Source organism: Alloscardovia criceti DSM 17774 (genome assembly GCF_000376885.1).
Classification (GTDB): domain Bacteria; phylum Actinomycetota; class Actinomycetes; order Actinomycetales; family Bifidobacteriaceae; genus Alloscardovia; species Alloscardovia criceti.
This window is the reverse complement of sequence record NZ_AQXR01000011.1, coordinates 160,492-183,068: the sequence shown is the minus strand read 5'-3', so window position 1 is coordinate 183,068 and position 22,577 is coordinate 160,492. Positions and strand designations below refer to the sequence as shown.

General features: G+C 50.4%; 20 protein-coding genes and 1 tRNA gene. 9 read left to right on the top strand and 12 right to left on the bottom strand.

Going from position 1 to position 22,577, the window contains the following annotated elements; all coding sequences use genetic code 11:
• Nucleotides 1–34: 34 nt before the first annotated feature.
• The 3 genes from D570_RS0106170 (at nucleotide 35) to D570_RS0106160 (ending at nucleotide 3,159) form a co-directional block, all read left to right on the top strand.
• Nucleotides 35–1,063 (top strand): LacI family DNA-binding transcriptional regulator, encoded by a 1,029-nt coding sequence (locus D570_RS0106170; protein ID WP_018143520.1) that lies wholly within the window; start codon nucleotides 35–37, stop codon nucleotides 1,061–1,063.
• A 193-nt stretch (nucleotides 1,064–1,256) separates the two neighbouring features.
• Nucleotides 1,257–1,955, top strand: coding sequence for a response regulator transcription factor (locus D570_RS08660; protein WP_018143519.1), 699 nt, complete (start codon nucleotides 1,257–1,259; stop codon nucleotides 1,953–1,955).
• A gap of 64 nt (nucleotides 1,956–2,019) precedes the next feature.
• Nucleotides 2,020–3,159: an ROK family transcriptional regulator gene (locus D570_RS0106160; protein WP_018143518.1), complete on the top strand. Its 1,140-nt coding sequence runs from the start codon at nucleotides 2,020–2,022 to the stop codon at nucleotides 3,157–3,159.
• 98 nt (nucleotides 3,160–3,257) lie between these two features.
• Here the strand turns inward: D570_RS0106160 and D570_RS0106155 are convergent, their stop codons facing one another.
• Nucleotides 3,258–4,565 (bottom strand): O-acetylhomoserine aminocarboxypropyltransferase/cysteine synthase family protein, encoded by a 1,308-nt coding sequence (locus D570_RS0106155; protein WP_018143517.1) that lies wholly within the window; start codon nucleotides 4,563–4,565, stop codon nucleotides 3,258–3,260.
• A gap of 264 nt (nucleotides 4,566–4,829) precedes the next feature.
• On the opposite strand from D570_RS0106155, the gene D570_RS0106150 reads away from it, so the two are divergent.
• The 4 genes from D570_RS0106150 (at nucleotide 4,830) to D570_RS08655 (ending at nucleotide 9,024) form a co-directional block, all read left to right on the top strand.
• A complete protein-coding gene (locus D570_RS0106150) occupies nucleotides 4,830–5,705 on the top strand; it encodes a pyridoxamine kinase (RefSeq protein WP_018143516.1) in 876 nt (291 codons plus the stop codon).
• 195 nt (nucleotides 5,706–5,900) lie between these two features.
• Nucleotides 5,901–6,314, top strand: a complete 414-nt coding sequence (locus D570_RS0106145) for a YraN family protein (protein ID WP_018143515.1) — start codon at nucleotides 5,901–5,903, stop codon at nucleotides 6,312–6,314.
• A complete protein-coding gene (locus D570_RS0106140; protein WP_018143514.1) occupies nucleotides 6,314–7,948 on the top strand; it encodes a YifB family Mg chelatase-like AAA ATPase in 1,635 nt (544 codons plus the stop codon). Before D570_RS0106145 ends, D570_RS0106140 begins: the two co-directional genes overlap by 1 nt.
• Nucleotides 7,948–9,024 (top strand): DNA processing protein DprA, encoded by a 1,077-nt coding sequence (locus tag D570_RS08655; protein ID WP_018143513.1) that lies wholly within the window; start codon nucleotides 7,948–7,950, stop codon nucleotides 9,022–9,024. The genes D570_RS0106140 and D570_RS08655 overlap by 1 nt, the downstream gene beginning before the upstream one ends.
• Here the strand turns inward: D570_RS08655 and D570_RS09340 are convergent.
• A complete protein-coding gene (locus D570_RS09340; RefSeq protein ID WP_083907414.1) occupies nucleotides 8,987–9,352 on the bottom strand; it encodes an MGMT family protein in 366 nt (121 codons plus the stop codon). The genes D570_RS08655 and D570_RS09340 overlap by 38 nt on opposite strands.
• Nucleotides 9,353–9,375: 23 nt before the next feature.
• Between D570_RS09340 and D570_RS0106130 the strand changes: the two genes are divergently transcribed.
• A complete protein-coding gene (locus tag D570_RS0106130) occupies nucleotides 9,376–10,050 on the top strand; it encodes an O-methyltransferase (RefSeq protein WP_026181933.1) in 675 nt (224 codons plus the stop codon).
• Nucleotides 10,051–10,171: 121 nt separating this feature from the next.
• Here D570_RS0106130 and D570_RS0106125 read toward each other — a convergent pair whose 3' ends face one another.
• Both D570_RS0106125 and D570_RS0106120 read right to left on the bottom strand, forming a co-directional pair.
• Nucleotides 10,172–10,870: an LOG family protein gene (locus D570_RS0106125; protein WP_018143511.1), complete on the bottom strand. Its 699-nt coding sequence runs from the start codon at nucleotides 10,868–10,870 to the stop codon at nucleotides 10,172–10,174.
• A 15-nt stretch (nucleotides 10,871–10,885) separates the two neighbouring features.
• Nucleotides 10,886–12,181 (bottom strand): Na+/H+ antiporter NhaA, encoded by a 1,296-nt coding sequence (locus D570_RS0106120; protein ID WP_018143510.1) that lies wholly within the window; start codon nucleotides 12,179–12,181, stop codon nucleotides 10,886–10,888.
• A gap of 246 nt (nucleotides 12,182–12,427) precedes the next feature.
• Here D570_RS0106120 and D570_RS0106115 point away from each other — a divergent pair.
• Nucleotides 12,428–12,501: transfer RNA gene (locus tag D570_RS0106115), tRNA-Arg, on the top strand.
• Between the two features lie 122 nt (nucleotides 12,502–12,623).
• Here the strand turns inward: D570_RS0106115 and tsaD are convergent.
• The 8 genes from tsaD to leuS all read right to left on the bottom strand — a co-directional run bounded on the left by tsaD (nucleotide 12,624) and on the right by leuS (nucleotide 22,549).
• Complete coding sequence (tsaD, locus tag D570_RS0106110; protein ID WP_018143509.1) at nucleotides 12,624–13,670, bottom strand: tRNA (adenosine(37)-N6)-threonylcarbamoyltransferase complex transferase subunit TsaD; 1,047 nt, start codon at nucleotides 13,668–13,670, stop codon at nucleotides 12,624–12,626.
• The gene (rimI, locus tag D570_RS0106105; protein WP_018143508.1) at nucleotides 13,670–14,281 is read right to left on the bottom strand and encodes a ribosomal protein S18-alanine N-acetyltransferase; all 612 of its coding nucleotides are present in this window, start codon (nucleotides 14,279–14,281) and stop codon (nucleotides 13,670–13,672) included. The genes tsaD and rimI overlap by 1 nt, the downstream gene beginning before the upstream one ends.
• A complete protein-coding gene (tsaB, locus tag D570_RS08650; protein ID WP_018143507.1) occupies nucleotides 14,271–15,155 on the bottom strand; it encodes a tRNA (adenosine(37)-N6)-threonylcarbamoyltransferase complex dimerization subunit type 1 TsaB in 885 nt (294 codons plus the stop codon). Before tsaB ends, rimI begins: the two co-directional genes overlap by 11 nt.
• 52 nt (nucleotides 15,156–15,207) lie before the next feature.
• Nucleotides 15,208–15,810, bottom strand: a complete 603-nt coding sequence (tsaE, locus tag D570_RS0106095) for a tRNA (adenosine(37)-N6)-threonylcarbamoyltransferase complex ATPase subunit type 1 TsaE (RefSeq protein ID WP_018143506.1) — start codon at nucleotides 15,808–15,810, stop codon at nucleotides 15,208–15,210.
• Nucleotides 15,807–16,793, bottom strand: a complete 987-nt coding sequence (gene holA / locus D570_RS0106090; RefSeq protein ID WP_018143505.1) for a DNA polymerase III subunit delta — start codon at nucleotides 16,791–16,793, stop codon at nucleotides 15,807–15,809. Before holA ends, tsaE begins: the two co-directional genes overlap by 4 nt.
• Nucleotides 16,794–16,906: 113 nt before the next feature.
• A complete protein-coding gene (locus tag D570_RS0106085; RefSeq protein WP_018143504.1) occupies nucleotides 16,907–18,622 on the bottom strand; it encodes a ComEC/Rec2 family competence protein in 1,716 nt (571 codons plus the stop codon).
• Complete coding sequence (locus D570_RS0106080) at nucleotides 18,606–19,205, bottom strand: ComEA family DNA-binding protein (protein WP_018143503.1); 600 nt, start codon at nucleotides 19,203–19,205, stop codon at nucleotides 18,606–18,608. The genes D570_RS0106085 and D570_RS0106080 overlap by 17 nt, the downstream gene beginning before the upstream one ends.
• A gap of 392 nt (nucleotides 19,206–19,597) precedes the next feature.
• A complete protein-coding gene (leuS, locus tag D570_RS0106075; protein WP_018143502.1) occupies nucleotides 19,598–22,549 on the bottom strand; it encodes a leucine--tRNA ligase in 2,952 nt (983 codons plus the stop codon).
• Between the last annotated feature and the right edge of the window lie 28 nt (nucleotides 22,550–22,577).

The following is a 22,577-nucleotide window of genomic DNA, read 5'->3' as shown; positions in this document are numbered from 1 at the left end:
CGAAAATATGATACACTCAAGAAAAGGAGGGAACATGAAACCGGCAGAACCAACACGCAGGAAGCAGCTCTCAGATATTGCGCTAGAAACAGGCTTTTCGCTAGCCACCGTGTCAAAAGTACTCAATGGGAGAAGCGACGTAGCTTCTCAAACGCGTGAAATCATCGCACAGGCACTCATCGACAATCATTATGTCCGTAGAAATAACCCCTCCACTCAAAGTGAGTACATCGAGGTTGTGCTTCAATCTTTCGATACGGTATGGAGCCTCGAAGTGCTTCGCGGCGTGCTTAATGCCGCAAAATCCTTAGGATTAAGCGTTATTACCACCGAAAGCGGAAACCGCTCACATCCGGATGCAAGCTGGATCGATGGCGTCATTCGACGTTCACCACATGGTGTCATTCTGGTATTTTCGAAGCTGACGAATGAAGAACATAAACGCTTGGATGAGCACCACATCCCCTATGTCATTCTCGATCCTGCAGGCAACCCGAATTCACAGGATTCTTCCGTGCAAGCTGACGACTGGAATGGCGGACTCACAGCCACACGTTATCTCATCGCACAAGGACACAAAGATATCGGTATTATCACCGGACCGCACACCATGCTCTGCTCGCGCGCGCGATTTGATGGTTATAAGGCCGCTCTTGCCGAGGCCGATATCGAGTACAATCCCGCATTTACCGATGAGGGCGATTTTACGGTGGATGGGGCTTTACAGGTTGCCTTGAAGCTTCTAAAGGATCCAAATCATCGACCAACGGCAATTTTCGGTTCCAGCGATTTGCAGTGTATGGGCATTTATGAAGCTGCGCGCCAGCTCAATATTTCCATTCCTGAGGAATTATCGGTCGTCGGTTTTGACGATATTCAAACTGCTCAGTATCTTAGTCCGCAATTAACCACCGTTCGTCAGCCCATCGAGGATATGGCTCAGGCAGCCTTGCAGATGATCGTGAAAAGTCATGAAAATCCTCAAGATTACACGCCGCAGCGCGCCATTTTACCAACGGTGCTCATCGAACGTGACTCCACAGCTCCACTGAAGGAGGATTAATTCTTCACTCTCTACCCCACAGCACACGCCGGACACGCCTACAAAATTCGCGTGTCTTAGACGCACAAAAGATAATGACTACTCGTTTTGATTTACTGTATACCCTGCACAAAAAGAATCTGTGCAAATAGAAAAAGAATATCACCCATTTGGGTGGTGTCGCCAAAAACGAGAAGTAGATATTTTTAGTGTTGTGACAGAGTTTGAGAAGCAATTGATACGCATTGTTGTTGCTGATGACCAAAATCTTATCAATGAAATGATTTCGAATCTCATATCGAGTCAGGATGATTTTACCGTCGTCGCCAGCGCATTCAACGGCTTAGATGCCATCGAAGCCACGCGTCGTTTAAAGCCGGATGTGGTCCTTATGGATATCCATATGCCCACTATGGACGGCCTGGAAGCCACGCGCATCATTCGCGCCGAGTATCCACGTACCAAAGTGATTATCCTCAACGATACCTGTACTCCTCAGCTGCGTCATCATGCGCTGAACTTTGGCGCCTCTGAATTCCTGCTCAAAGATACGGATTCGCACACGTTATTTGCCATGATCGCGGATGTGCACAACCGTCCCGAAGGCTCCGAAAGTCAGACTTTGGGGCAGAAACCACCCAAGAGGGATGACTGTGTGGAGGATTATGAATTTGGCAAGCTCACCCATCGCGAGCGCGATGTGATTTTGCAAATTGCGGAGGGCTTCTCCAATAAGCAAGTGGCTAGTAATCTTCATATTTCCATCGATACAGTGAAGTCTCATATCAAGAGCATTATGTTCAAAATTAATGCTTCGAATCGCCAGCATATTGTGTCGTATGCTTACGAAAATGCGTTACTTCATAAATATCATCCGAATGTGCCACTGCCTCGCATGCATGAGAACGGATGAGCTCGGTCTTCAGCAGGACCAAAAACAAGACCCTCTTTTGTATGCCACATGCTAAAGTCTTGGTATGAATTCCAAGCGTCTGAGTCGAACTGAGCATGCTGTTTTGCGCACGATTATTACTAATGAAGGTATTTCACGCGCGGGTTTGGCAGAAAAATTGTCCGTGAGCATGCCAACGATTGCCTCAGCGCTGAAACGTTTGCAGGAATTGCGGTATGTGACGCAAACGCAGGGCGTTTTTGATTCCACTGGTGGACGCAAAAAGGACGCCTATTCTTTTGCATATTCGCGGTGTATTTGCATCGGGGTGCTGGTACGCAAACGCACGGTTCATGTGATTGCCACAAATCTTCGGGGCGATATTGTCTCGCGCGATTCGCTCAATTTAGATGATTTTAAGGCTGCGGGTTTTTACGATGGCTTGGCGATGGCAATAGAATCGTTTATCGCAACCAGTGCCATTGATACACGGCATTTGCGCGGTATTGGTGTCATCGTGGCACCTCATGCGGCTTTGGATGATTCTAGCGAAAATCGAATTCGTGAGACCATTGAGTCTCGCATGAGCTATCCGGTGCGTATTATGCGAGAGCCGCTAGCTCAGGCAGCTGCAGAAACCCTCTTCCAGCCACAGCTTAAAGAGGCGGCATGCTTGTATCTGAATTCCACCATGAGTAGCGCCTTTATCCGCGGCGGACGATATGTGAAAAATTCCAGTTTTGTAGAGCACACCACACTTTTCCCTCACGCTTTAGGCGATGATATTCCCCAGTGCGAGTGTGGCCAGTATGGGTGCGCTCAGTTGTATTGCAGCGCGCAGGCTCTGCTGAAATCCTCGGGCATCCATGATTCGACGGTGTGGAGATTTATGAATCATGTGCGTGACAGCGATTACACGCATACGAAGGTTTTTAATACGTATCTCGATTATTTAGCACTGTTGATTCACAATATTCGCATGGTTGTGCAGGTGCCGGTTATTGTGGGCGGCGAGGTGGCCCAATACTTGGATAGTTCGGATATTTCCGAGTTACGTTCCCGTGTGCGCGCGCTGGCACCGAGCATGCTGTTGACAGAATTGAAAACCTTAAATGAGGCGAAAAACCCTAATGTCATCAAAAGTGCGTGCAATCCTGACCAAGCGATTATTGGAGCAGCTTACGTACTGGCTCAAGATTATTTGGATTCGCTGCTCAACCCATAAACGAACCTTTTAATACTTAACGACACAGGAACAAGTTCAGGGCCGCAGATGTGCATACCATCTACCGCCCTGAAATTTTATGGCTCAATTTTTAGAATTTATGCGAGTCCCGCCTTGCGCACGGCTTCGAAACCCGCATTCAGATCCGCGATAATATCGTCAATATGCTCGGTACCGATGGACAAACGGATGGTGGACTGCGAAATGCCCTGCGACTGGAGCTCCTCCTCGCTTTCCTGAGAATGCGTGGTAGAAGCAGGATGCACGACCAAGCTCTTCACATCAGCCACATTCGCCAGCAGGCTAAAGAGCTTCAAATTGTTGATGAAGACGCGAGCTGCATCCTTGCCACCCTTGATATCGAAGGTGAAAATAGAACCCGCACCCTGTGGGAAATATTTCAGATACAGCGCGTGATCCTTGCGCCCCTCGATGCTTGGATGGCTGACGGACTCCACTTCTGGGACGCTTTGCAGATATTCCACTACTTTCAATGCATTTTCTACATGGCGCTCCACGCGCAAGGACAAAGTCTCTGTGCCTTGAAGCAAAATCCACGCATTGAATGGTGAAATTGCGGCACCCGTATCGCGCAAAATAATGGCACGAATGCGAGTGACAAAAGCAGCTCCGCCCAAGGCCTCATAGAAGTTCAAACCGTGATAGCTGTTATCTGGAGTGGTCAGAGTTGGGAATTTTCCAGGTACGGCAGCCCAGTCAAACTTACCGCCCTCCACGATGACACCGCCCAGTGTAGTGCCGTGTCCACCGATGAACTTGGTGGCAGAATGTACCACAATATCGGCACCATGCTCGAATGGGCGGAATAGATACGGCGTTGCAAACGTATTATCGACGATCACAGGAATGTTATGGTTGTGAGCAATCTGCGAAATTGCTTCAAAATCCACCAGATCCGAATTCGGATTTCCGAAGGTTTCAAAGAATACTAACTTGGTGTTGTCTTGAATGGCATCCTCAAAATTCTGTGGATCAGAAGGGTCCACGAATGTGGTGGTCACGCCGTCACGAGGAAGCGTGTGTGCGAGCAGATTGTACGTACCCCCATAAATGGTATTTGCGGCTACGATATGGTCTCCCTGCTCCGTAATATTGCGCACAGCATAGAAGACTGCAGAAGCACCGGACGCCACTGCGAGCGCGGCTGTGCCACCCTCTAATGCGGCGATACGCTTTTCAAACACATCCTGCGTGGAATTTGTGAGTCGTCCATAAATATTGCCCGGATCTTGGAGCCCGAAGCGCGCCTCTGCATGATCAAAATCATGGAATACATATGAGGTGGTCTGATAAATCGGCACAGCGCGCGAGTCGCTTGCTGGGTCTGCCTGTTCCTGTCCTACGTGAAGCTGGAGTGTTTCAAAATGATACGCATTGTCTGCCATGATTACCCTCGAATTCATTTGTGCGTGCGGATTATTTAAGTTTTTTCGACGTCTATTTCGTTGAAACTGTCAACGATTACTCCCCACTGTACGACCTGATTTGTGGAAACACGCACCTTTGATTATCACTATTGTTTATAGCGCTTTATCGAGCTTTGAAAATTCACGGTTTACGAAGTAATACAGTGTTTGGAAAAGTTTTTTCCCTGCGCTAGTGTGGGGTTACATGTTCACATATGTGAATTTTTATTTTGAGAGGTTAATATGACAAATAGCAAGGTCCTGTATCAGCGAAATCCCGAGTACATTCCACGCGTTGCAGCCGTGCATGATATGTGCGGCTACGGCAAGTGCTCGTTGACGGCGGCAATCCCTATTCTTTCTGCGGCTGGCTGCGATGTGTGCCCTGTGCCAACGGCACTGTTTTCGGCTCATACAATGTATAAGACCTACACCTTCCATGACACCACCGATATTTTGTCCGGATATTTGGATGCGTGGAAGGAAGAAAACGTGGAACTGGATGCCGTATACTCCGGTTTCTTGGGTTCTCCTGCACAAGTGGACCTTGTAGAACGTCTCTATAAGGAATATCCTCAGGCTTTGCATCTTGTAGATCCTGTGATGGGTGATGGTGGAAAGATGTACCCAACCTATACGCAGGAATTGTGCGATGCTACAAAGCGTTTGGCTGTGGGTGCGGATGTGCTGATGCCAAACTTGACTGAGGCTTCGATTTTAACCGACAGCGAGTATCCAACTCAGAATGTGGACGATGCGAAGGTTAACGAGATTCTTGATGCGTTGCTGGATTTGGGTGCTCACAACGTGGTTTTGAAGGGCATCGATCGTCAGGATGGCAAGTTGCGTAACTTTGTAGCGTCTGAAGACACACGTTCTGCAGGTAAGATCGAGCTCGTGCACGACAAGTTGCCATACATGATTCACGGAACAGGTGACGCCTTTGCCTCAGCTTTGAGTGGTGCTGTGCTGGCTGGAAAGCCTTTGGATGAGGCGGCACACATTGCTGGTGAATTTGTGCGCAAGGCTATGGTCTCTACGAGAAACCAGCCTCACTTTGAGGAGCGTGGCGTCAGCTTTGAACTAGTTTTGTCTGAATTGACTGGACTTGTAGCTTAAAGGTGAGCACTGATGACGCTTGACTTTTAAGCGTCTGTACGATATGCAGCAGGGTGTGAGCTCTGCTGCATTTTTTATGCAAAGTTTTCGAACCTAAGGTATGGACGAAAAGTGCATTTCGACACGGTTATTCACATTTGCTAACAAGGTCAGATTAATTCTGTGAGCTGTGTCTTGTCATGGTGCACTGGATATATGAATACAACACAACTCGCTTCCCTTCCTCCTCGCAATTCCTCCGATCTCCTCGGGCAAATCGGCGAAGATTATGCCTGTCAGTATATGACTGAACTCGGGTGGAGTATCCTCGATCGCAATTGGCGATGCCGTTTTGGTGAAATCGATGCAGTGGCGATATGCCCTGCACAGCACACAGAAGATCCACCCATTCTCGTCTTCATCGAGGTCAAAACACGCAGCTCATTCGAGTATGGCGACCCTTTAGAGGCTATAACGCCGCTGAAGTGTGCGCATATGCGTAAATCCGCGTTATCCTGGATGGCTCAGCATCATACGAATACGCCTCAACTGGTGCGCTTCGATGGCATAGGCATACTGGTCAAGCAGGGAAAAGTGCAGAAATTAACACATGTGAGGAGAATTCTCTAATGCATGTGGGAAATATTTTGGCGGTAGCCGTCAATGGTATGCACACGGATTTGGTAGCGGTGCAGAGTTTTATCACTAACGGATTGCCGCATTTTTCAATTATTGGCAGCAAAGATAGCGTACTTCTGCAAGCACGTGAACGTGTGAGATCTGCCTGCAAAAACACTGCAATGCAATGGCCGCATGGCCGCATCACGGTGAATCTATCCCCTGCTTTGGTAACGAAGCGCGGATCGCAATACGATTTGAGCATAGCCGCGAGCCTGCTCAGCGCTTTGGATTATGTCAACCCTTCCCTATTGGACGACACCGTTGTCATGGGAGAGCTGGGCATCGACGGCTCTGTGCTTCCTATAAACGCCGTTTTACCCATCGTGATGTATGCCCAATCGCAAGGCATATCGCGCATTATCCTGCCTCATGCAAATCTCAGCCAAGCGCGCATCGTCTCCGATATGGAGGTCATTGGGGTACATAATATTCAGGAATTCATGACTTTGTTGGGCACACCACCGCAGATTGTAGGCCCTCTCAAGCACTCCCCACCAGCACACTCGACCATTTCGGGAACTCCGAGAACGAAAGACACTGAAAGTCAAACACGCACATCTTTGGCCGGACTAACCGCGAAGGAAGCCCATTCTACGAAAGCATTGGACTACCAGGATATTATCGGACAGGAGGATGCGAAATGGTGTATGCAAATCGCTGCAGCCGGAGCGCATCATCTGCTTCTTCAGGGACCTCCCGGTGCTGGAAAATCCATGCTGGCACAACGACTGCCCAGTATCCTGCCCGAACTTAGCGAGCATGAGGCCCGCGAAATTGCGTTTATCCACTCTTGTGCAGGGGCTGATGTACGCCTGCCGCTGGCTCAGCGTGCTCCCTTTATTTCCGTACATCATAATGCCAGTCTCCACGCCCTCGTAGGTGGTTCTTCACCTGGAGGTGTCAAACCGGGCGCAATGTCGCTCGCCCATCATGGTGTGCTTTTCCTCGATGAAGCGCCTGAATTCCAACGGCAAGTACTTCAAGCACTGCGTACGCCTTTAGAAGACGGCTATATCAAGATTTCCCGTGCGAAAGAATCTGTGTCTTATCCCGCTCAATTTCAGCTGGTTTTAGCGCAAAATCCGTGTCCTTGTGGACTGCTCTGGAGTCCAGATGGCCAGTGCACCTGCACACCGTCTGAAATTCGTCGACACCGCCAACGCATTTCAAAACCCATTCAAGATCGCATCGATATCAAAATAGATGTCAACGCGGTGCATTCTTTGAAAACACAAAATGCATCCTCCGATGCATATAGTCCCCTATGGGGTGATCATGCGCATTGGGATTCGGCACATATGCGTGACAACGTGCGCCTAGCTCGCGAACGGGCAGCGCGCCGATTCCAAGGCCTGCACTGGTCTACCAACGCGCATGCCAGCTCCGACTGGCTGCTGCACGCGTCTGCCGCCACTGTCACCTCGCAGATAAACAAATGGCTGGAAAACGAAGAGATAACGATGCGCGGGGCGACAAAAATACTGCGTATCGCCTGGTCCGTCAGCGATATCCTAGGAAAAGCTCAGCCCGGCATCGATGAAGTTATGCATGCTCGTGTCCTCTTTCTTCCGGGAGTTTCATAATGGATAAGCCCACAGATACAGCCGTAGCCAAAGCGACATTGACATTCGCAGCTCGAGGCTCGGACGAGGTGATGTATTTTCTCGCCTCCCACTTTGCGGGCGGTGACGTTATTACACTGCTGCAACGATTGCAAAACATAAGTGTGCACTACCAAAAGTGTCACTGTCTTCCCGATATCTCAGACATTATCGAATGTGTGATGGTCGCCTATACCGGAGAGGAGCTGGAACGACTGGTCAAAAAATCCGTCACTCAGTGGGCACAGGCACTCGAAGGTTACGCGCGTATGAGCTTAGTATCCTTAGCCAGCGCTCTCACAAATAATTACCGGTACTGGATTATTGACTCCACTAGTAGCTACTGGCCTCGGCAGCTTTTTGATTTGCCACTGCACACGCAGTCTCAGCCACCACTGTGTCTGTGGGGTTTGGGAGATATGAACGCTTTAGTCTCCTGCCCTGAGCCCATCAGCATTGTGGGTTCGCGAGCGGTGGATGCGTATGGCCGTCAGGTGGCCTTCCAGTGCGGAAAGTATGCTGCCATCCATGGGCATACGGTTATTTCTGGTGGAGCACTAGGCGCGGATGCTGCGGCACACTGGGGAGCTCTGGCTGCAGCCGATTGCATAGAAGATGCTGGCAAAACCATAGCAGTTATGGCAGGCGGATTGAATTATATAGGTCCTGCACGCAATTCCACGCTCTTTGACCGCATTATCCAAACTCAGGGAGCTATTATCAGCGAGCTTGCACCCAATACGACACCCGAGCCCTACCGCTTTCTGCATCGGAATCGTTTAATTGCAGCCCTGGGATCGGTTGTGATTATTTCGCAAGCCCAAGCAAGATCGGGGGCTTTGAATACGGCGACCTGGGCTGCTGAGCTTAATCGGCTCGTGGTAGCGGCACCGGGAAATATTAATACCGTCCACAACACGGGATGTAACCGACTGATTTACGACGGTAAGGCTACGCTTCTGGTGTCTGCCACGGATTTAAGCGATGTGTGTCATGCGTCTCATGATCCACTTGCTGCATCTAAGCCTGCCACTGGCAGTGTTTCAAATCCGCCCTGAGCTGCCCATCGTGCTCCACAAACGCAACACCTTCCTCTTTCAAAAGCAAATACTGTCGGTCTGGACCACCAAAAGCAAAGCCTGGCGCTAAGGCTCCAGATTTAAAGACCACGCGATGACAAGGTATGACGCCCGGTTCAGGATTGGAATGCAAGGCGAAACCCACAAACCTCGAACTTCTCGGAGAGCCGATAAGGCTGGCAATTTGGCCGTAGGTAGCAACTTTTCCTCGAGGGATGCGCCGAACAACCTCATAGACGCGCTGCGAGAAGCTTGCTGAAGAATTCTGCTCGGAAGAAAGATGGCTATCTTGCGTGTGTGAACTCATAGATTAAAGATACAATGAAGCGTATGAATAGCACAACATACTCTCATATCGCTCAAGCATGGACTTTCATCGAAGAAACCAGCGCAGATTTTGATTCGGCAACTTCCAAAAGATTGCGCAATGCTTATCTCAATGGTTCTCACAATGAGGCCATTGCTTCGAGTTCGCAGGCTCAGTTTCTGACGCTTCAGGCCCGACTCATTCAAGCGCAAACTGTTTTAGTTTTAGGATCAGAAAGTGGCATCGAAATCCCTGCCTTGGTTTCCGGGATGAACAATGCAGGACAGCTGACAGTAGTCACCTCTTCTGCAGAGTCTGCTGATGCTACGCGCACTATTTTTGACTCCCTGCCGAGTACACGTACGAAGATGAGAAGTGTGGATGCTCAGGCCTCGCAGTTTGTGCAGCGACTGAATGCGCACGATTATGATCTGATTGTCGTGGCAGCTGAAGCGGAAAATTACACTGCGGCTTTTGATCACGCACAGCGTTTGCTCCGCTCGAATGGTTTGCTTATTCTCACAGATGCTATGGCCATGTCAGCTCCGAAAAATCAGGGAGGCGTGCCTAACCCTGCAGACCGTAGTGAAAAAGCCGTGGTTCTGCGTGAGATTATTACTGCCCTGATGCAAAGCGAGGATTATGATGCAACCCTCCTCTCCATAGGCACGGGTCTTCTCTACGCCATCGCACATTAACTTTTTGCTCGAGACCTAGGCGCGTTTACTGTGCATATTCATCACGCAGGGTCAATCAAAAGGCAATCAAAAACGGTACTGAGATGTGAGTTTCAGTACCGTTTTCTATAGCTGTAAGTTTTTACATTTCGCGCGTTTTTACTCTACGCACGCTGCGTGTCACGATGCGTACGGCTTCCTCGGCATCATCGGTGACGATAAACCGATTCAAATCTTCATACTTGATTTTGCCTTCATGCGCGACCGTATTGCGCAGCCAATCCAGCAGACCACCCCAATACGCAGAACCATAGAGCACGATAGTGCGCGCTGGCGTTTTATGTGTTTGCACCAAGGTTTGAGCCTCAAAAAGCTCATCCAAAGTGCCCATTCCACCGGGCAACACAATCAAACCATCGGAGTAGCGCATAAACATGGTTTTTCGAGTAAAGAAGTAGTGACATTCCATAGATAGATTCACATACGGATTAATACCCTGCTCGTGGGGCAATTGTACGCCCACACCCACGGATGTGCCGCCAGCCTCATACGCTCCACGATTGGCTGCTTCCATCGATCCTGGGCCGCCACCGGTAATAACCGCATACCCTTTATTTGCGAGAAGTTCGCCGATTTTTCTACCGTCTTCGTACTCTTGAGTCCCCTCAGGAGTTCTAGCTGAACCGAACACGCAAATTGCTGGGCCGAGATCATGCAAGAGATTAAAACCGACACGGAATTCTTCGCGAATGAATTCCAAACGATGCAGATCACTTGGATCACGCACCTGCGCACCTGACATGGATTCGATATCAGCATCAAACTCTGGGGTATAACGCATGTTTACTTCTTTCTTTTACTTTTTGTCGGAATCAAATCTTCGAGATTGATAAGTCAACGCAAGAGCCGCAAGGATAGCGGATACGAGCGAAGCGATGAGTACTCCAAAACGGGCTTCGTTGCTCAGCTGCGGCTGATCATACGCGAGGGAAGCAATGAGGAACGCCACCGTAAAGCCAATGCCGCATGCCAAGGAAATTGGCACAATATCACGCACACGTAAATCGTCGGCCAACGTAAACGATGACAGATGTGTGGCAATCCACGTCGAGCCAAGAATGCCTAACGGCTTACCGATCACGAGTGCGAGGATGATACCTAGCACAACCGGAGAGGTGAAAAGTTCGAAACTGAGCTTGTCGAAGTGCACGCCCGTGGCAAATAGCGCAAAAATAGGGAGCGCAAGCAGTGAAGAATACGGCGAAATTTTATTGTTATAGCGCTCCACGCGGCTTTCTTCCTCATCGAAAAGCTCGCCTGCTGGAGTCAGCAGGCCGGCAATCACGCCACTCAAGGTTGGGTGAATGCCGAGCTCATGCATGCTGTACCACAAAGCGAGGAAGGCCACAATCGCCAGTAGCCATGGCACTTCTTTACGACGTACACTCCACGCCCATACCGCCGCAGCGCCGACAATGCCCAACACCCACCAGATATCGTTCAAATCCGAGTAGAAAATCGCGATGATAACGATGCCCAATAAATCATCCACCGTAGCCAGCGTCAGCAAGAAAGCTCGCAGCGCCGTAGGCAGGGTACGCGCAAAAATGGCCAAAACCGTCAGCGAAAACGCGATATCTGTAGCAGTCGGCACAGCCCAACCTTGAGCCACTTCCCCAATGGAGAATGCCTTGCCATCGGCCATAATCGTGTCCGATCCGCTCAAGAATGGCCACGCCATAATCGTGCCTGTAAAGAGTAAGGCAGGAATTGCCATACCCCCCATAGCTGCGAAAATCGGCACAGCAGCAGCTTTGATATCAGATAAGGAACCGTGCGTTATTTCCTGTTTTAATTCCAAACCCACAGCTAAGAAGAAAATGGTCAGCATGCCGTCTTGTACCCATGCATCGACGCTCAAATGGAGGTCGAGGAACGGAATGGTGAGCACCGTATTTTTGAGTGCCTCAAAACCTTCAAAGGTGCCGTGAAAATTCGCTATAGCAAAGCCGACAATGGCGAAGGCCAGCATAATCAATCCGGAAACACGATCTGAAGACGCAATACTCACCGCGCGTGAAAGTTTGTGCAGCACATTATTTTTCTGCTTGTTTTTCTGAGGTGTCGTGTTTGGGGAATGCTGGGAAGGCATGAATCTCCTACTCTGGTCTAGCCTATGTTCATTTGTTCTGTGCAATACAATAATTGCCGAGATGGTGTACGCCCATTGAGTACAGGAGTCTCGCAATGGCGTCCTTATCTTCCTTTTTCAGTGTACCGTACGCGTTTTACGATTTGCTCATTTATGCTTCCTACGAAGTGCAACACGCCGAGTTGCGCATATCGGGGGGAAGTGGTTAATATATACAAGTTGCTTGAAGTTAAGACTTAAAGCATTGCGCCGATAGCCCAACGGATTAGAGCATCTGACTACGGATCAGAAGGTTGCAGGTTCGAATCCTGTTCGGCGCACAAGCGAAGCTCCCCACCGTGGGAGCTTTTTTGTTATGTTATGCAAAATATCCACAATAATAGGCGCAGAACACTTTATTATGTTCTGCGCTTGTATTTGCTACACGGAAAATTGCACGAAATTAATCCATGCTAATACGATTCAACCCCATCGAGGAATCAATCGAAAAATCCGGGCTGGATGGTTTTACACCGGCCTCCACCAAATTGGATCCCAGCATAGCAACCATGGCGCCATTATCTGTGCACAATCTGAGTTCTGGAATACGCACATCGATGCCATGCTTGTGGCCCGCCTGTGTGAGCGCCTCACGCAACTGCGAGTTCGCGCTAAAACCGCCGCCCACGATAACCGTGTTCGAACCGAATTTTTCAGCGGCCGCCATGGTTTTTCGTGAAAGAACGGTAGCTACAGAATCTGCTAAAGCTGCACACACATCGTCGACATTGATGGCATTGCCCAATTCTGTTTGCTTTTCAATCCAACGCGCAACGGCTGTTTTGACACCAGAAAAACTAAAATCATAGGGATGCTCTGCCGCAGCCTTGCCCTGCACTAATCCTTGAGGCACTTTTAAGGCCTGCGGATCGCCCAGATGAGCATGACGGTCAATATGAGGTCCGCCCGGATATGGAAACCCCAGCAAACGCGCCACCTTATCAAAGCATTCGCCCGCCGCATCGTCCAATGTCGTGCCCACCACGCTCACATCAGTAGCGATATCATTGACTTTCAGCAAGGACGTGTGACCACCAGAAACGATGAGTGCCAAAGTATTTTCTGGCACATCACCAAACTGCAACTGTGTGACGGCCACATGACCTATCACATGGTTAATACCATATAGAGGCTTATGCGCCGCCCATGCCAAAGATTTAGCACCCGAAACGCCCACGGCTAAGCAGCCCGCAAGTCCAGGACCTGCAGACACCGCTATCGCGTCGATATCTTCCAAGTTCACATCCGCATCCGCAAGAGCCTTGGACACCACAGGTACAAAGGTTTCCGCATGGGCACGTGAAGCGATTTCAGGGATAACGCCACCGTATCGTGCATGCTCCTCCATGGACGATGCTACGACATTGGATACCAGCGTTTTGCCTCGTACCACTGCGGCGGCGGTTTCATCACAGGTGGATTCAATTCCTAAAATAAGTGGTTCACTCATTATTTATTCTCTCCGTATGAGGATTCATCGTCCGTATTTTTCTTCATGTGTACAGTATTGTCCGGCAGAGCAAAACCGGCAGGTATACGCTCAGAGCCCTGATGCGCATCGAGCAGACAAGACATGGTATACGCATCTTTATTTTCCGGCTGGTAATACCGTTTTCTTATACCCATGCGCTCGAAGCCCGCAGCCTCGTACACGTGCAATGCCGGCGCATTATCCGTTGCAACCTCTAGCAGTACGCGTTCGGCACCCAACTGCTTGGCTACGTTCTTCAAAGCCTGCACTAATTGCGTGGCAATATGCTGTCCTTGATAATCCGTAGCCACACCAACCGTCATAATCTGCGCATCCACACCATCAAACCATAAGCCTGCATAGCCCACAATAGTGCCCGGGCTTTCCTCTCTGGCGACGATATAGGTACGATCAGGCGCCGTGAATTCTTGACGAATGCTATCTTCACTCCACGCACCCGCTGAAAACAATTCGCGTTCGAGCTGGGTGATAGTCTGGATATCCGATTCTGCCACAGCCGGAAGTTCGAGACTTTCGAGGACGACGCTGTGTGGTCGGTTTCCAGCAGTTTCTACCGCTCTAGTGTTCAACGCCTTCTCCAACCTTCATGGAAATCGAGGTTTGGCCGAGCACGTGCTTATTTGGTGCAGGAATGGTCACATCGGGGCGACGCAAATACAGCGGATCCGTGGATACATCATCACCCTTCGCTTGATGTGCTAAAGCACTGGCCGCAAAAATAGCCAATCCCGCCGGCCCCGCGTTGTGAAGCACAGATTCCTCACGAATCTCCCCCACGGGCAACATATCCCACGCAGAAGCATACTTATGCGCTCCTCGCCCGATAATATCTACTACAACGTGCACATCAGGATCCAACCATCCACGCTTATCACACACTGTGCGCAGTTCTTGCGCAATATCAGTAGCGGCGGCGATATTCATAGGCAATAGCTCATTGCCGGCTTCATCATACGCCGCATAATACAACTGCTTACGCCGCGCATCGTTGACTGCTAACGTGATGTGACGTGCGATAATTGTGCCCACCGGCTGCTCAAACTGAGACATATTAGCCTGCTCTAAGCGATTCCAATTGCTCTGCACTTCCAGCACGTTCATGCCCAAGAGTTCTGCGCCCGTCGAAAAAGCGAGGGCACGGGCAGCCACGATTCCGGCACGCAAACCTGTAAAGGGCGCAGGGCCCGTTCCCACGACGATACGCTGGATATCCTGCGGCTGGAGCCCTGCTTCATCAATGACCTGAGCAATATGTGGCTGAAGCAGTTCTACATGCGAGCGCGAATCCGCTTCATACAAGGGACTATGCCCGATAACCCCCACGGTAGCGCCGAACGAGGTGTCTATGACGAGGGTCGGCTCGCTATACAGGTGCGTAATCGCATCTATATCAAAACCGAGATGGAGAGCTTGGACCATGTGTGCGACATCAATATATGTCATGTTTTCCTCGTATTTTCCTGCTTGTTCCTAGACTGCAAACTTCGCCAACACGTTACGCGACTGAAAGATGTGCGATACGCTTTTCCCACGAAGCACCCACCGGCGTCAGCGTGAGTGTGCGCATGCCGTCACTGGTTAATTCGTCATCCTGATTGCTGTCTGATGTGGTATGGTCGATCGAACGGTCGATGGCGATTTCCAATCGACTATCCGATAAGACGGATGCCATCATCGATCCCCATTCGATGAGAATAACGGTATTTTCATCGGGATCTTCAAGGGTTTCGTCCAGTCCTAAAGATTCCAATTGATCAAGCAAGCGGTTTGCGGCTTGAGCTGCCTGCTGCTGAGAATCAAGCATGACGTCATCATTGTCAGATCCAGGCAGCCTGTAGGCGTCAACGTGCACGAGGTGTGCAGGCTGACCGTTGTCAAATGAACCGTTGAGTTCTCGAGCTATGGTGAAGGTAGGAGAAACCACGGCTTCCTCAATATGTAAGCCTTTGCCGATTCCTTGAGATAACGTGGTTTTGCCAGCTCCGAGAGGACCAGAGAGGACGATGACATCTCCACCTTGGAGTGTGTGTGCAATTGTTTGACCGATGGCGTGCATATCCTCGGCTGTTGGTACGTGAATTGTTATTTCACCGCTCATTTATTCATTCCTTGTACCGTTACTCGACCATGTGAAGAGATACATTCTATTAGTTTTTCTGTGGCATACAGAGGGTCCGTGCCTGAGGATTTACACTGTTCGTCTGCCCATGCACACATTTGTATAGCATGTGCAAGTCCCTCGGAATTCCAGCCGCGCAGATTTCGTTTGGCTTTGTTGTAGACCCAATTATTAGTCAGACCCACATCCGCTCGGCTGACTTGGCCGGATTCTACTGCGGCAAGCTTGGCTAGGGTGCGCAGATTTGATGCTAAAGCGCCAATAATGGCGATAGGCGCCATGCCTTGGGTCACAGCCGTGCGCAAATCCACGATGGCTCCTGTAAAATTTCCTGCCATCGCCTTATCAGACACATTAAAGCCCGTTACTTGAGGATCGTTCAGCATATACTGCGAAACCATATCTATGGTAATAGGATTCTCCTCAAAATCCATGCAGAGCTGCTCGCACATGGCCGCAATTTCACCGGTTTTACCCATGAGTGCGCCAGATAGTAAGGCTATAGCATCCGGTGTCATGAACCGGTTGTAGCGTTCGCATTCGCCTGTGATAAAAGATCTGTAATCTTTATCGTTTTTCAGCTGACGCACATCGATGATATTGGCGCCCTGCTTTTTCAAACGGTTGACGAATCCGGTGCCTTTCTGACCAGGATTGCGGCGGGCAATGACTACAGAATCGCCCACACTTCTTTTCTTATGCTCAGCTGCAAACTGCTCCATGGCTTGAAGAAGCTTTTCGGATGCATTTTCTAAATTATCCACGCAGACGATGGCGCCGTCGGAAAGAAGCGATGGACTGACCGCCTCCATAAAGGCGTACGGGCTGCTCGAGCTGGCGTCCACATCCATGCGTTCCATATCCGGCAACTCAACGCTGATATCGTGTATAAGCTTGTGTAGGGTTTGCGAATTGATATACTCGTCTCCCCCATTGACTACATACACTGCGCTTAATGACATGTTTCTAATTTCCTTGTCAGCGTGGACATCCGCTTCCTTCTTGGGCGTAATATTTCGCGCTCGCATGCGTTACGCCACGTTTCAGCTACTATTCTTGCACACGCGCCTCCATCCTACTTTTGCCAGCGGCTTAACAATTGCAGTATTTCTGCCCACCAGGTACAAATCGTTAATTTAAAGGGCACCGTAAAGGTTTTCTCAAATGCACCTTTCTGTCCATTCTCTTTCTGTTTGCGCCGAAGAAAACGAAAAGTTGCATAGGACAATGCAGCGATAGCTGCATAGCCCACGCATAATTCTTCGACTGTACAGCTGACGTTGGCAAAGGGCAGACTTTGTATACCCTCGCAGATAAATGCCATCATGCCTGTAGCCCAGCCTGCCATCCTTACGATCAGAAGACCAACCGGCTCGCAGATCCACGCTACCGCCAAACCTACAAGTCCTAACACGGTGGCTATATCCATAGGGATACTCACCAGCACATTGCTCAGCAAAGAATACATCGGAATGTGCGGCTGAAGCATCACTGTTAAAGGCAGAGTCATAAGTTGCGCACTCAAGGTCACCGCGCACGCCTGAGCCAGCGAGCGCGGAAGAACAAGATTCAAGGACTTTTCAATTCTGTCGGAAAAAAGCAAGATAGCTAAAACGGAAACACAGGACAAGGCGTACCCCATGCTCAGCGCATAAGCAGGACGGAAAATCAGGCTCAGAATAATAGTCCAACACAACATTGCACCTGAATCCGCCCTTCGTCCCCACAGCACATATCCGATGCTGAAAAACACCATGATGAAGGCACGCAGGAGCGAATCGGAAGGAAACATCACGGAAAAGACGAGAATATTTGCTACTCCCAAGGCCACAGCCAGTATATAACGAGAAGCCTTACGCCTTTTTGCACACCAGATAACCGCCGCCATGACGAGCGAAAAGTGTCCTCCAGACACCGCGAGTGTATGCATAATCCCGGCGGTGCGAAAATTATTTTTGATCTTCTCCGCCGAACGCTGAAGTTGTGCTACGTCATGAGTCTGCAGGGGCTGGGAGGCGTTGAGCATATCCTCAGCAATATAAGCATCCTGTCCCATCACTCCCATGGTGATGCCAGGCACTAACAGCACCGCTTGCGTATCCAGTTTTTGCGTAACCTGTAAAAAGGACTGATGGATTCTATGGATGACGCGTTGAAACGCGGGCACGTCTCCGTGAGAAATAACGCATGAGGCACAGCCCTCCTCAATTTTCAGCACCCATTTATCCTGACCGAAATCCGAGTAACTCAGTCGTCCATGGAGTTGCACTCTTTCCCCCGGAATTCGATTACACGCCGAATGGTCCGCAAAATACACGCGCAAAGGCAAGCTGCTGCGTTGACTGACTGCAGCAATGGTCATACTCACACTCTCCGCACGCACACTGCACCTATAACCACGCAGCCGTGTCGTAGAAACAGGAGAAGAGATGCGTACCATTGTGTCAATGTTTTGACTTCCTGTGCGGGAAACGCTGTGATGAATATCCATCCGATCCACCACGCTATACACCACACTGCTGATGATGCAGCACAGCACGGCGCAGAAACACACGCATACGTAATGCGCGCTCGCGATAACCCGTTGAGAAATAGCCTCGACACGCAACACCATCAGAACAAGCATGACAGTGGCAACCGCAATCAGCACAACGCACACAGATACAAGCCAGGTGCTGCTAAGCGCATGTGCATCCGCAGATTCGTAGAATTTCAGCACAATCAGGCAGGTCAGCCATGCACATGCCGCGGGAATGGCGAGTCTGAAATCGTATTTACTGAGCGCGGACATGAGCACGCATCTTTTCTAAGGTTTTTGCACCAATTCCACTGACCTCCATCAGATCATCGACACTGTGAAAGGGACCATGTGTGCTTCTGTAATCGAGGATTTTCTGTGCCATCACAGGACCCACTCCGGGGATGTTTTGGAGTTCCTCCGCGGTAGCGGTGTTGATATTAATCCCCTGAGCCTGCTGGCTTTGCTCGCTTGGTATGTCCTGAGTGTTCTGTGTACTCTGCGTGCTTTGCTCAAGTGTAGGCGCAGGCTCCGTTGAAGGATCCGTGTGAGTTTGCATTTCGGTCGGCGCTTGCGATTGAGTACCTTGTGCTGAAGAAGTCACCCCAGAAAGTGATGACTCTACCGGCTGTGTTGAAGCGTTTTCACTTTGCGCGGAGGCCAGCGATGCCAGCTCCGTGCTTTGAATTACTAGCAAGGTCAGGCTCGTGGATAAGGCTAAAACCAGCACCAAAATCACTAAAGCGCTATGTGCCGGGGAGCCTAACATGCGCGGCAAAATCGACTCGGCAGTGCGTCGTTCCCGCTTATCTACTACCGTTTCTCTCGCATGCCGAGCCGCAGACTGTTTAGTCATCCCAGTCCGCCGCGCAACTACAGCTTGAGCTTTTACCGCAGTCGGATGCTCCTTTTGCACATGTCGGCTCAAAACGGGACTGTATAAACCGTCTTGAGCCGTCAGATGCCTCAGATTTTGCAGAGTATCGTCTTGTACGTGTTTCACCCTTCAAGACTGACAGAGAAGATACGTCCTCCGGAAATTTTTCTGAGCCTGTGAACGAATGTGGATAACACGCCCAAGAGCAGACCATCGGCCAGCTTTAAGAAAATCGCCCAAGAGTCACACCGAAACACAACACAAAAACAAAAGCGTGCGTAGCACATTCCGTACTACGCACGCTTTGTGAAACTCAGCGACCACAGGAAACTGTGATCTCAAGCCCCCTCCACCAGCAGCAGGAGCATGTTTTACTCACCTGGCACTATGGACACGATGCGAGGAGCCTTCACAATCACCTTACGTGGCGCTACCCCACCCAAACGCTCCACAATAGCTGGCAGAGCAAGCGCTTGAGCCTCCAAATCCTCAGCACTGATATCCGGACTGACTTCCAGCTTTCCGCGCACCTTGCCCTTGATCTGCACGACGGCGGTGACCAAGTCCTGACCCACGAAGCGCTGATCTGCTACAGGCCAGTCGGCATGTGCCAAAGACTTTTCGTGGCCGAGCTTGCCCCACAGTTCCTCACAAATATGAGGCGCAATCGGCGAAAGCATCAAAATCATTGGCTCGATAGCCTTACGAGGCACCACATCCAAAGACGTCAAGTGATTGTTGAGCACAATAAGCTTGGAAATGGTGGTGTTTGGACGCATATTTTCCATTTCCTCAGTGACGTCCACAATGGTATTGTTCAGAAGCTTGGCTGTTTTCTCATCCAGCTCGTCTTCAGAAATGTGGAGTTCACCCGTATTTTCGTCGATGACGTTACGCCACAAACGCTGCAGGAAGCGCTGCGAACCGATGACATTGCGCGTATTCCAAGGGCGTGATTCGTCCAGAGGCCCCATGCTCATTTCGTACAAGCGGAAGGTATCTGCGCCATACTCGTCGTACATATCATCTGGTGTGATGATGTTTTTCAGGCTCTTACCCATCTTGCCGAATTCACGGTTAACCTTCTGACCGTTCCATACGAACTGCGTCTCGCCGTCATCACCCGCAACCTCTTCGACCTCTGCCGCAGGCACATACTGTCCACGCTCATCCGTGTATGCATAGGCCTGAATGTAGCCCTGGTTGAAGAGCTTATGGAATGGTTCAGGAGCGCTGACCACACCCAAATCGTACAGCACCTTGTGCCAGAAGCGGGAGTACAGCAAATGCAGCACGGCATGCTCCACGCCACCCACGTACAGGTCTACACCGCCGGAAGCACCCGCAGTATCGTTGTGATGTGCACCCAGCCAGTAATTAAACTCTGCAGGATCTACCATAGCCTGATCGTTGTTTGGATCCGTATAACGCATGTAGTACCAGCAGGATCCTGCCCACTGAGGCATGGTATTTGTATCGCGGCGATACTCCTGAGGACCATCACCCAAATCCAGCGTGACGTTCACCCAGTCCTCATTGCGGCTCAATGGTGCTTCAGGCTCCGATTCACTATCCATTGGATCATACGTGCGCGGGCTGTAATCTGGCACATCTGGCAGATTAATAGGAAGCATGCTATCCGGCACAGTATGAGCCACGCCATTCTTGTCATAGACAATTGGGAATGGTTCACCCCAGTAACGCTGACGGCTAAAGAGCCAGTCGCGCAAACGATATGACACGGCATGCTTACCCACGCCCTGCTCTTCCAACCACGCAGTAGCAGCTGCAATGGATTCGTCCACATTCATGCCATCCAAATCCAGCTTCACACCGCCCACATGGGTAGCTTCTACGGAAGAATTGATTACACGACCTTCATGGGATTCATACGCCTTCTGGCCCTCATAATCCTCAGCCAAGGTTTCGCCCGATTCAGACGCTGGCTCGACAGTGTAAATAACGGGCAAACCGAAAGCTGTGGCGAAATCAAAATCACGCTGATCTCCACCAGGTACGCCCATCACTGCACCCGTACCGTAACCCATCACCACGTAATCGGATACAAAGACTGGAATTTGCGCACCTGTAATCGGGTTAATGGCATACAAACCAGAGAAGAAACCGGTCTTTGAGCCATTGTCTGCCACACGATCCGCCGCCGTCTTGCGCATAGCTTGACGACGATACTCCTCTACAGCTTCGCTCAAGGACGCATAACCGCCCTTCCACTGCTCCGGCATATCCTCAGGCCACGCTGCTGGCACATGCTCCAGCAAAGGATGATCAACGGCTACAACGGCGAAAGTTGTACCAAAAATCGTGTCCGGACGCGTGGTATACACTTCCATATCCTCGCTACCCGAAGCAGTAGGCACCTCGAAATGCGCCGAAGCACCGTGAGATTCGCCAATCCAGTTACGCTGCATAGACTTGACCTTGTCTGGCCAGTCGATGCCATCCAAATCCTCAATCAGACGATGACCATACGCTGTAATGCGCATGGACCACTGGGAAAGCTCGCGCTGGAATACAGGGAAGTTTCCACGCTCGGAGCGACCATCCGCAGTCACTTCCTCATTGGCCAGCACTGTACCCAAACCTGGGCACCAGTTCACCGGCGACTTGGAAACGTAGGCGAGACGGAAGTTGTTGAGCACATCATCCTGCTGCTTTGGCTCCAGCTCATCCCACGAAGCCTGCTTAAAACCAGGGATCTCCTTCTCACCCGAGCGGAATTTCTCAATCAATTCAGAAATTGGGCGAGCACTACCCTTACCGCCATCGGCACGCACAAAATCCTCGTCATACCACGACTCAAAAATGCGCGTGAAAATCCACTGGGTCCAATGCACATAGCCCGGCTCAATCGTGGCGAAAGAACGGCGATTATCCAAGCTCAAACCCATGCGATGCAGCTGACGGCGCATATTGGCAATATTTTCCTCAGTGGTGATGCGCGGATGCTGACCCGTCTGCACAGCGAACTGCTCGGCTGGCAGGCCGAAGGCGTCATAACCCAAGGCGTGCAGAACGTTTTCGCCCTTCATACGGTGATAACGAGAGACCACATCTGTGGCAATGTAACCCAATGGGTGTCCTACGTGCAGACCACGGCCGGATGGGTATGGGAACATGTCCATGACGAAGAATGGCTTGCGTCCTTGCGCGAGGTTGCCCTCACCATCGGTCAAATCACCTTGAACATTTGCTGCCCAGAAAGTACCTTCTTTTTCCCACTTCTCCTGCCAGTGTTCTTCAATATTCTGAGCCAGTTGTGCGTTGTAGCGCCAACGTGGTTCTGTAGGAGTGAATTCTTCCATGCAATAATCTCGCTTTCACAAATACTTT

Coding starts and splice junctions, on each gene's coding strand:
- D570_RS0106170 (WP_018143520.1), top strand. CDS start 35: ATGAAACCGGCAGAACCAACACGCAGGAAGCAGCTCTCAGATATTGCG.
- D570_RS0106160 (WP_018143518.1), top strand. CDS start 2,020: ATGAATTCCAAGCGTCTGAGTCGAACTGAGCATGCTGTTTTGCGCACG.
- D570_RS0106155 (WP_018143517.1), bottom strand. CDS start 4,565: ATGGCAGACAATGCGTATCATTTTGAAACACTCCAGCTTCACGTAGGA.
- D570_RS0106150 (WP_018143516.1), top strand. CDS start 4,830: ATGACAAATAGCAAGGTCCTGTATCAGCGAAATCCCGAGTACATTCCA.
- D570_RS0106145 (WP_018143515.1), top strand. CDS start 5,901: ATGAATACAACACAACTCGCTTCCCTTCCTCCTCGCAATTCCTCCGAT.
- D570_RS0106140 (WP_018143514.1), top strand. CDS start 6,314: ATGCATGTGGGAAATATTTTGGCGGTAGCCGTCAATGGTATGCACACG.
- D570_RS08655 (WP_018143513.1), top strand. CDS start 7,948: ATGGATAAGCCCACAGATACAGCCGTAGCCAAAGCGACATTGACATTC.
- D570_RS09340 (WP_083907414.1), bottom strand. CDS start 9,352: ATGAGTTCACACACGCAAGATAGCCATCTTTCTTCCGAGCAGAATTCT.
- D570_RS0106130 (WP_026181933.1), top strand. CDS start 9,376: ATGAATAGCACAACATACTCTCATATCGCTCAAGCATGGACTTTCATC.
- D570_RS0106125 (WP_018143511.1), bottom strand. CDS start 10,870: ATGCGTTATACCCCAGAGTTTGATGCTGATATCGAATCCATGTCAGGT.
- D570_RS0106120 (WP_018143510.1), bottom strand. CDS start 12,181: ATGCCTTCCCAGCATTCCCCAAACACGACACCTCAGAAAAACAAGCAG.
- tsaD (WP_018143509.1), bottom strand. CDS start 13,670: ATGAGTGAACCACTTATTTTAGGAATTGAATCCACCTGTGATGAAACC.
- tsaB (WP_018143507.1), bottom strand. CDS start 15,155: ATGACATATATTGATGTCGCACACATGGTCCAAGCTCTCCATCTCGGT.
- tsaE (WP_018143506.1), bottom strand. CDS start 15,810: ATGAGCGGTGAAATAACAATTCACGTACCAACAGCCGAGGATATGCAC.
- holA (WP_018143505.1), bottom strand. CDS start 16,793: ATGTCATTAAGCGCAGTGTATGTAGTCAATGGGGGAGACGAGTATATC.
- D570_RS0106085 (WP_018143504.1), bottom strand. CDS start 18,622: ATGTCCGCGCTCAGTAAATACGATTTCAGACTCGCCATTCCCGCGGCA.
- D570_RS0106080 (WP_018143503.1), bottom strand. CDS start 19,205: ATGACTAAACAGTCTGCGGCTCGGCATGCGAGAGAAACGGTAGTAGAT.
- leuS (WP_018143502.1), bottom strand. CDS start 22,549: ATGGAAGAATTCACTCCTACAGAACCACGTTGGCGCTACAACGCACAA.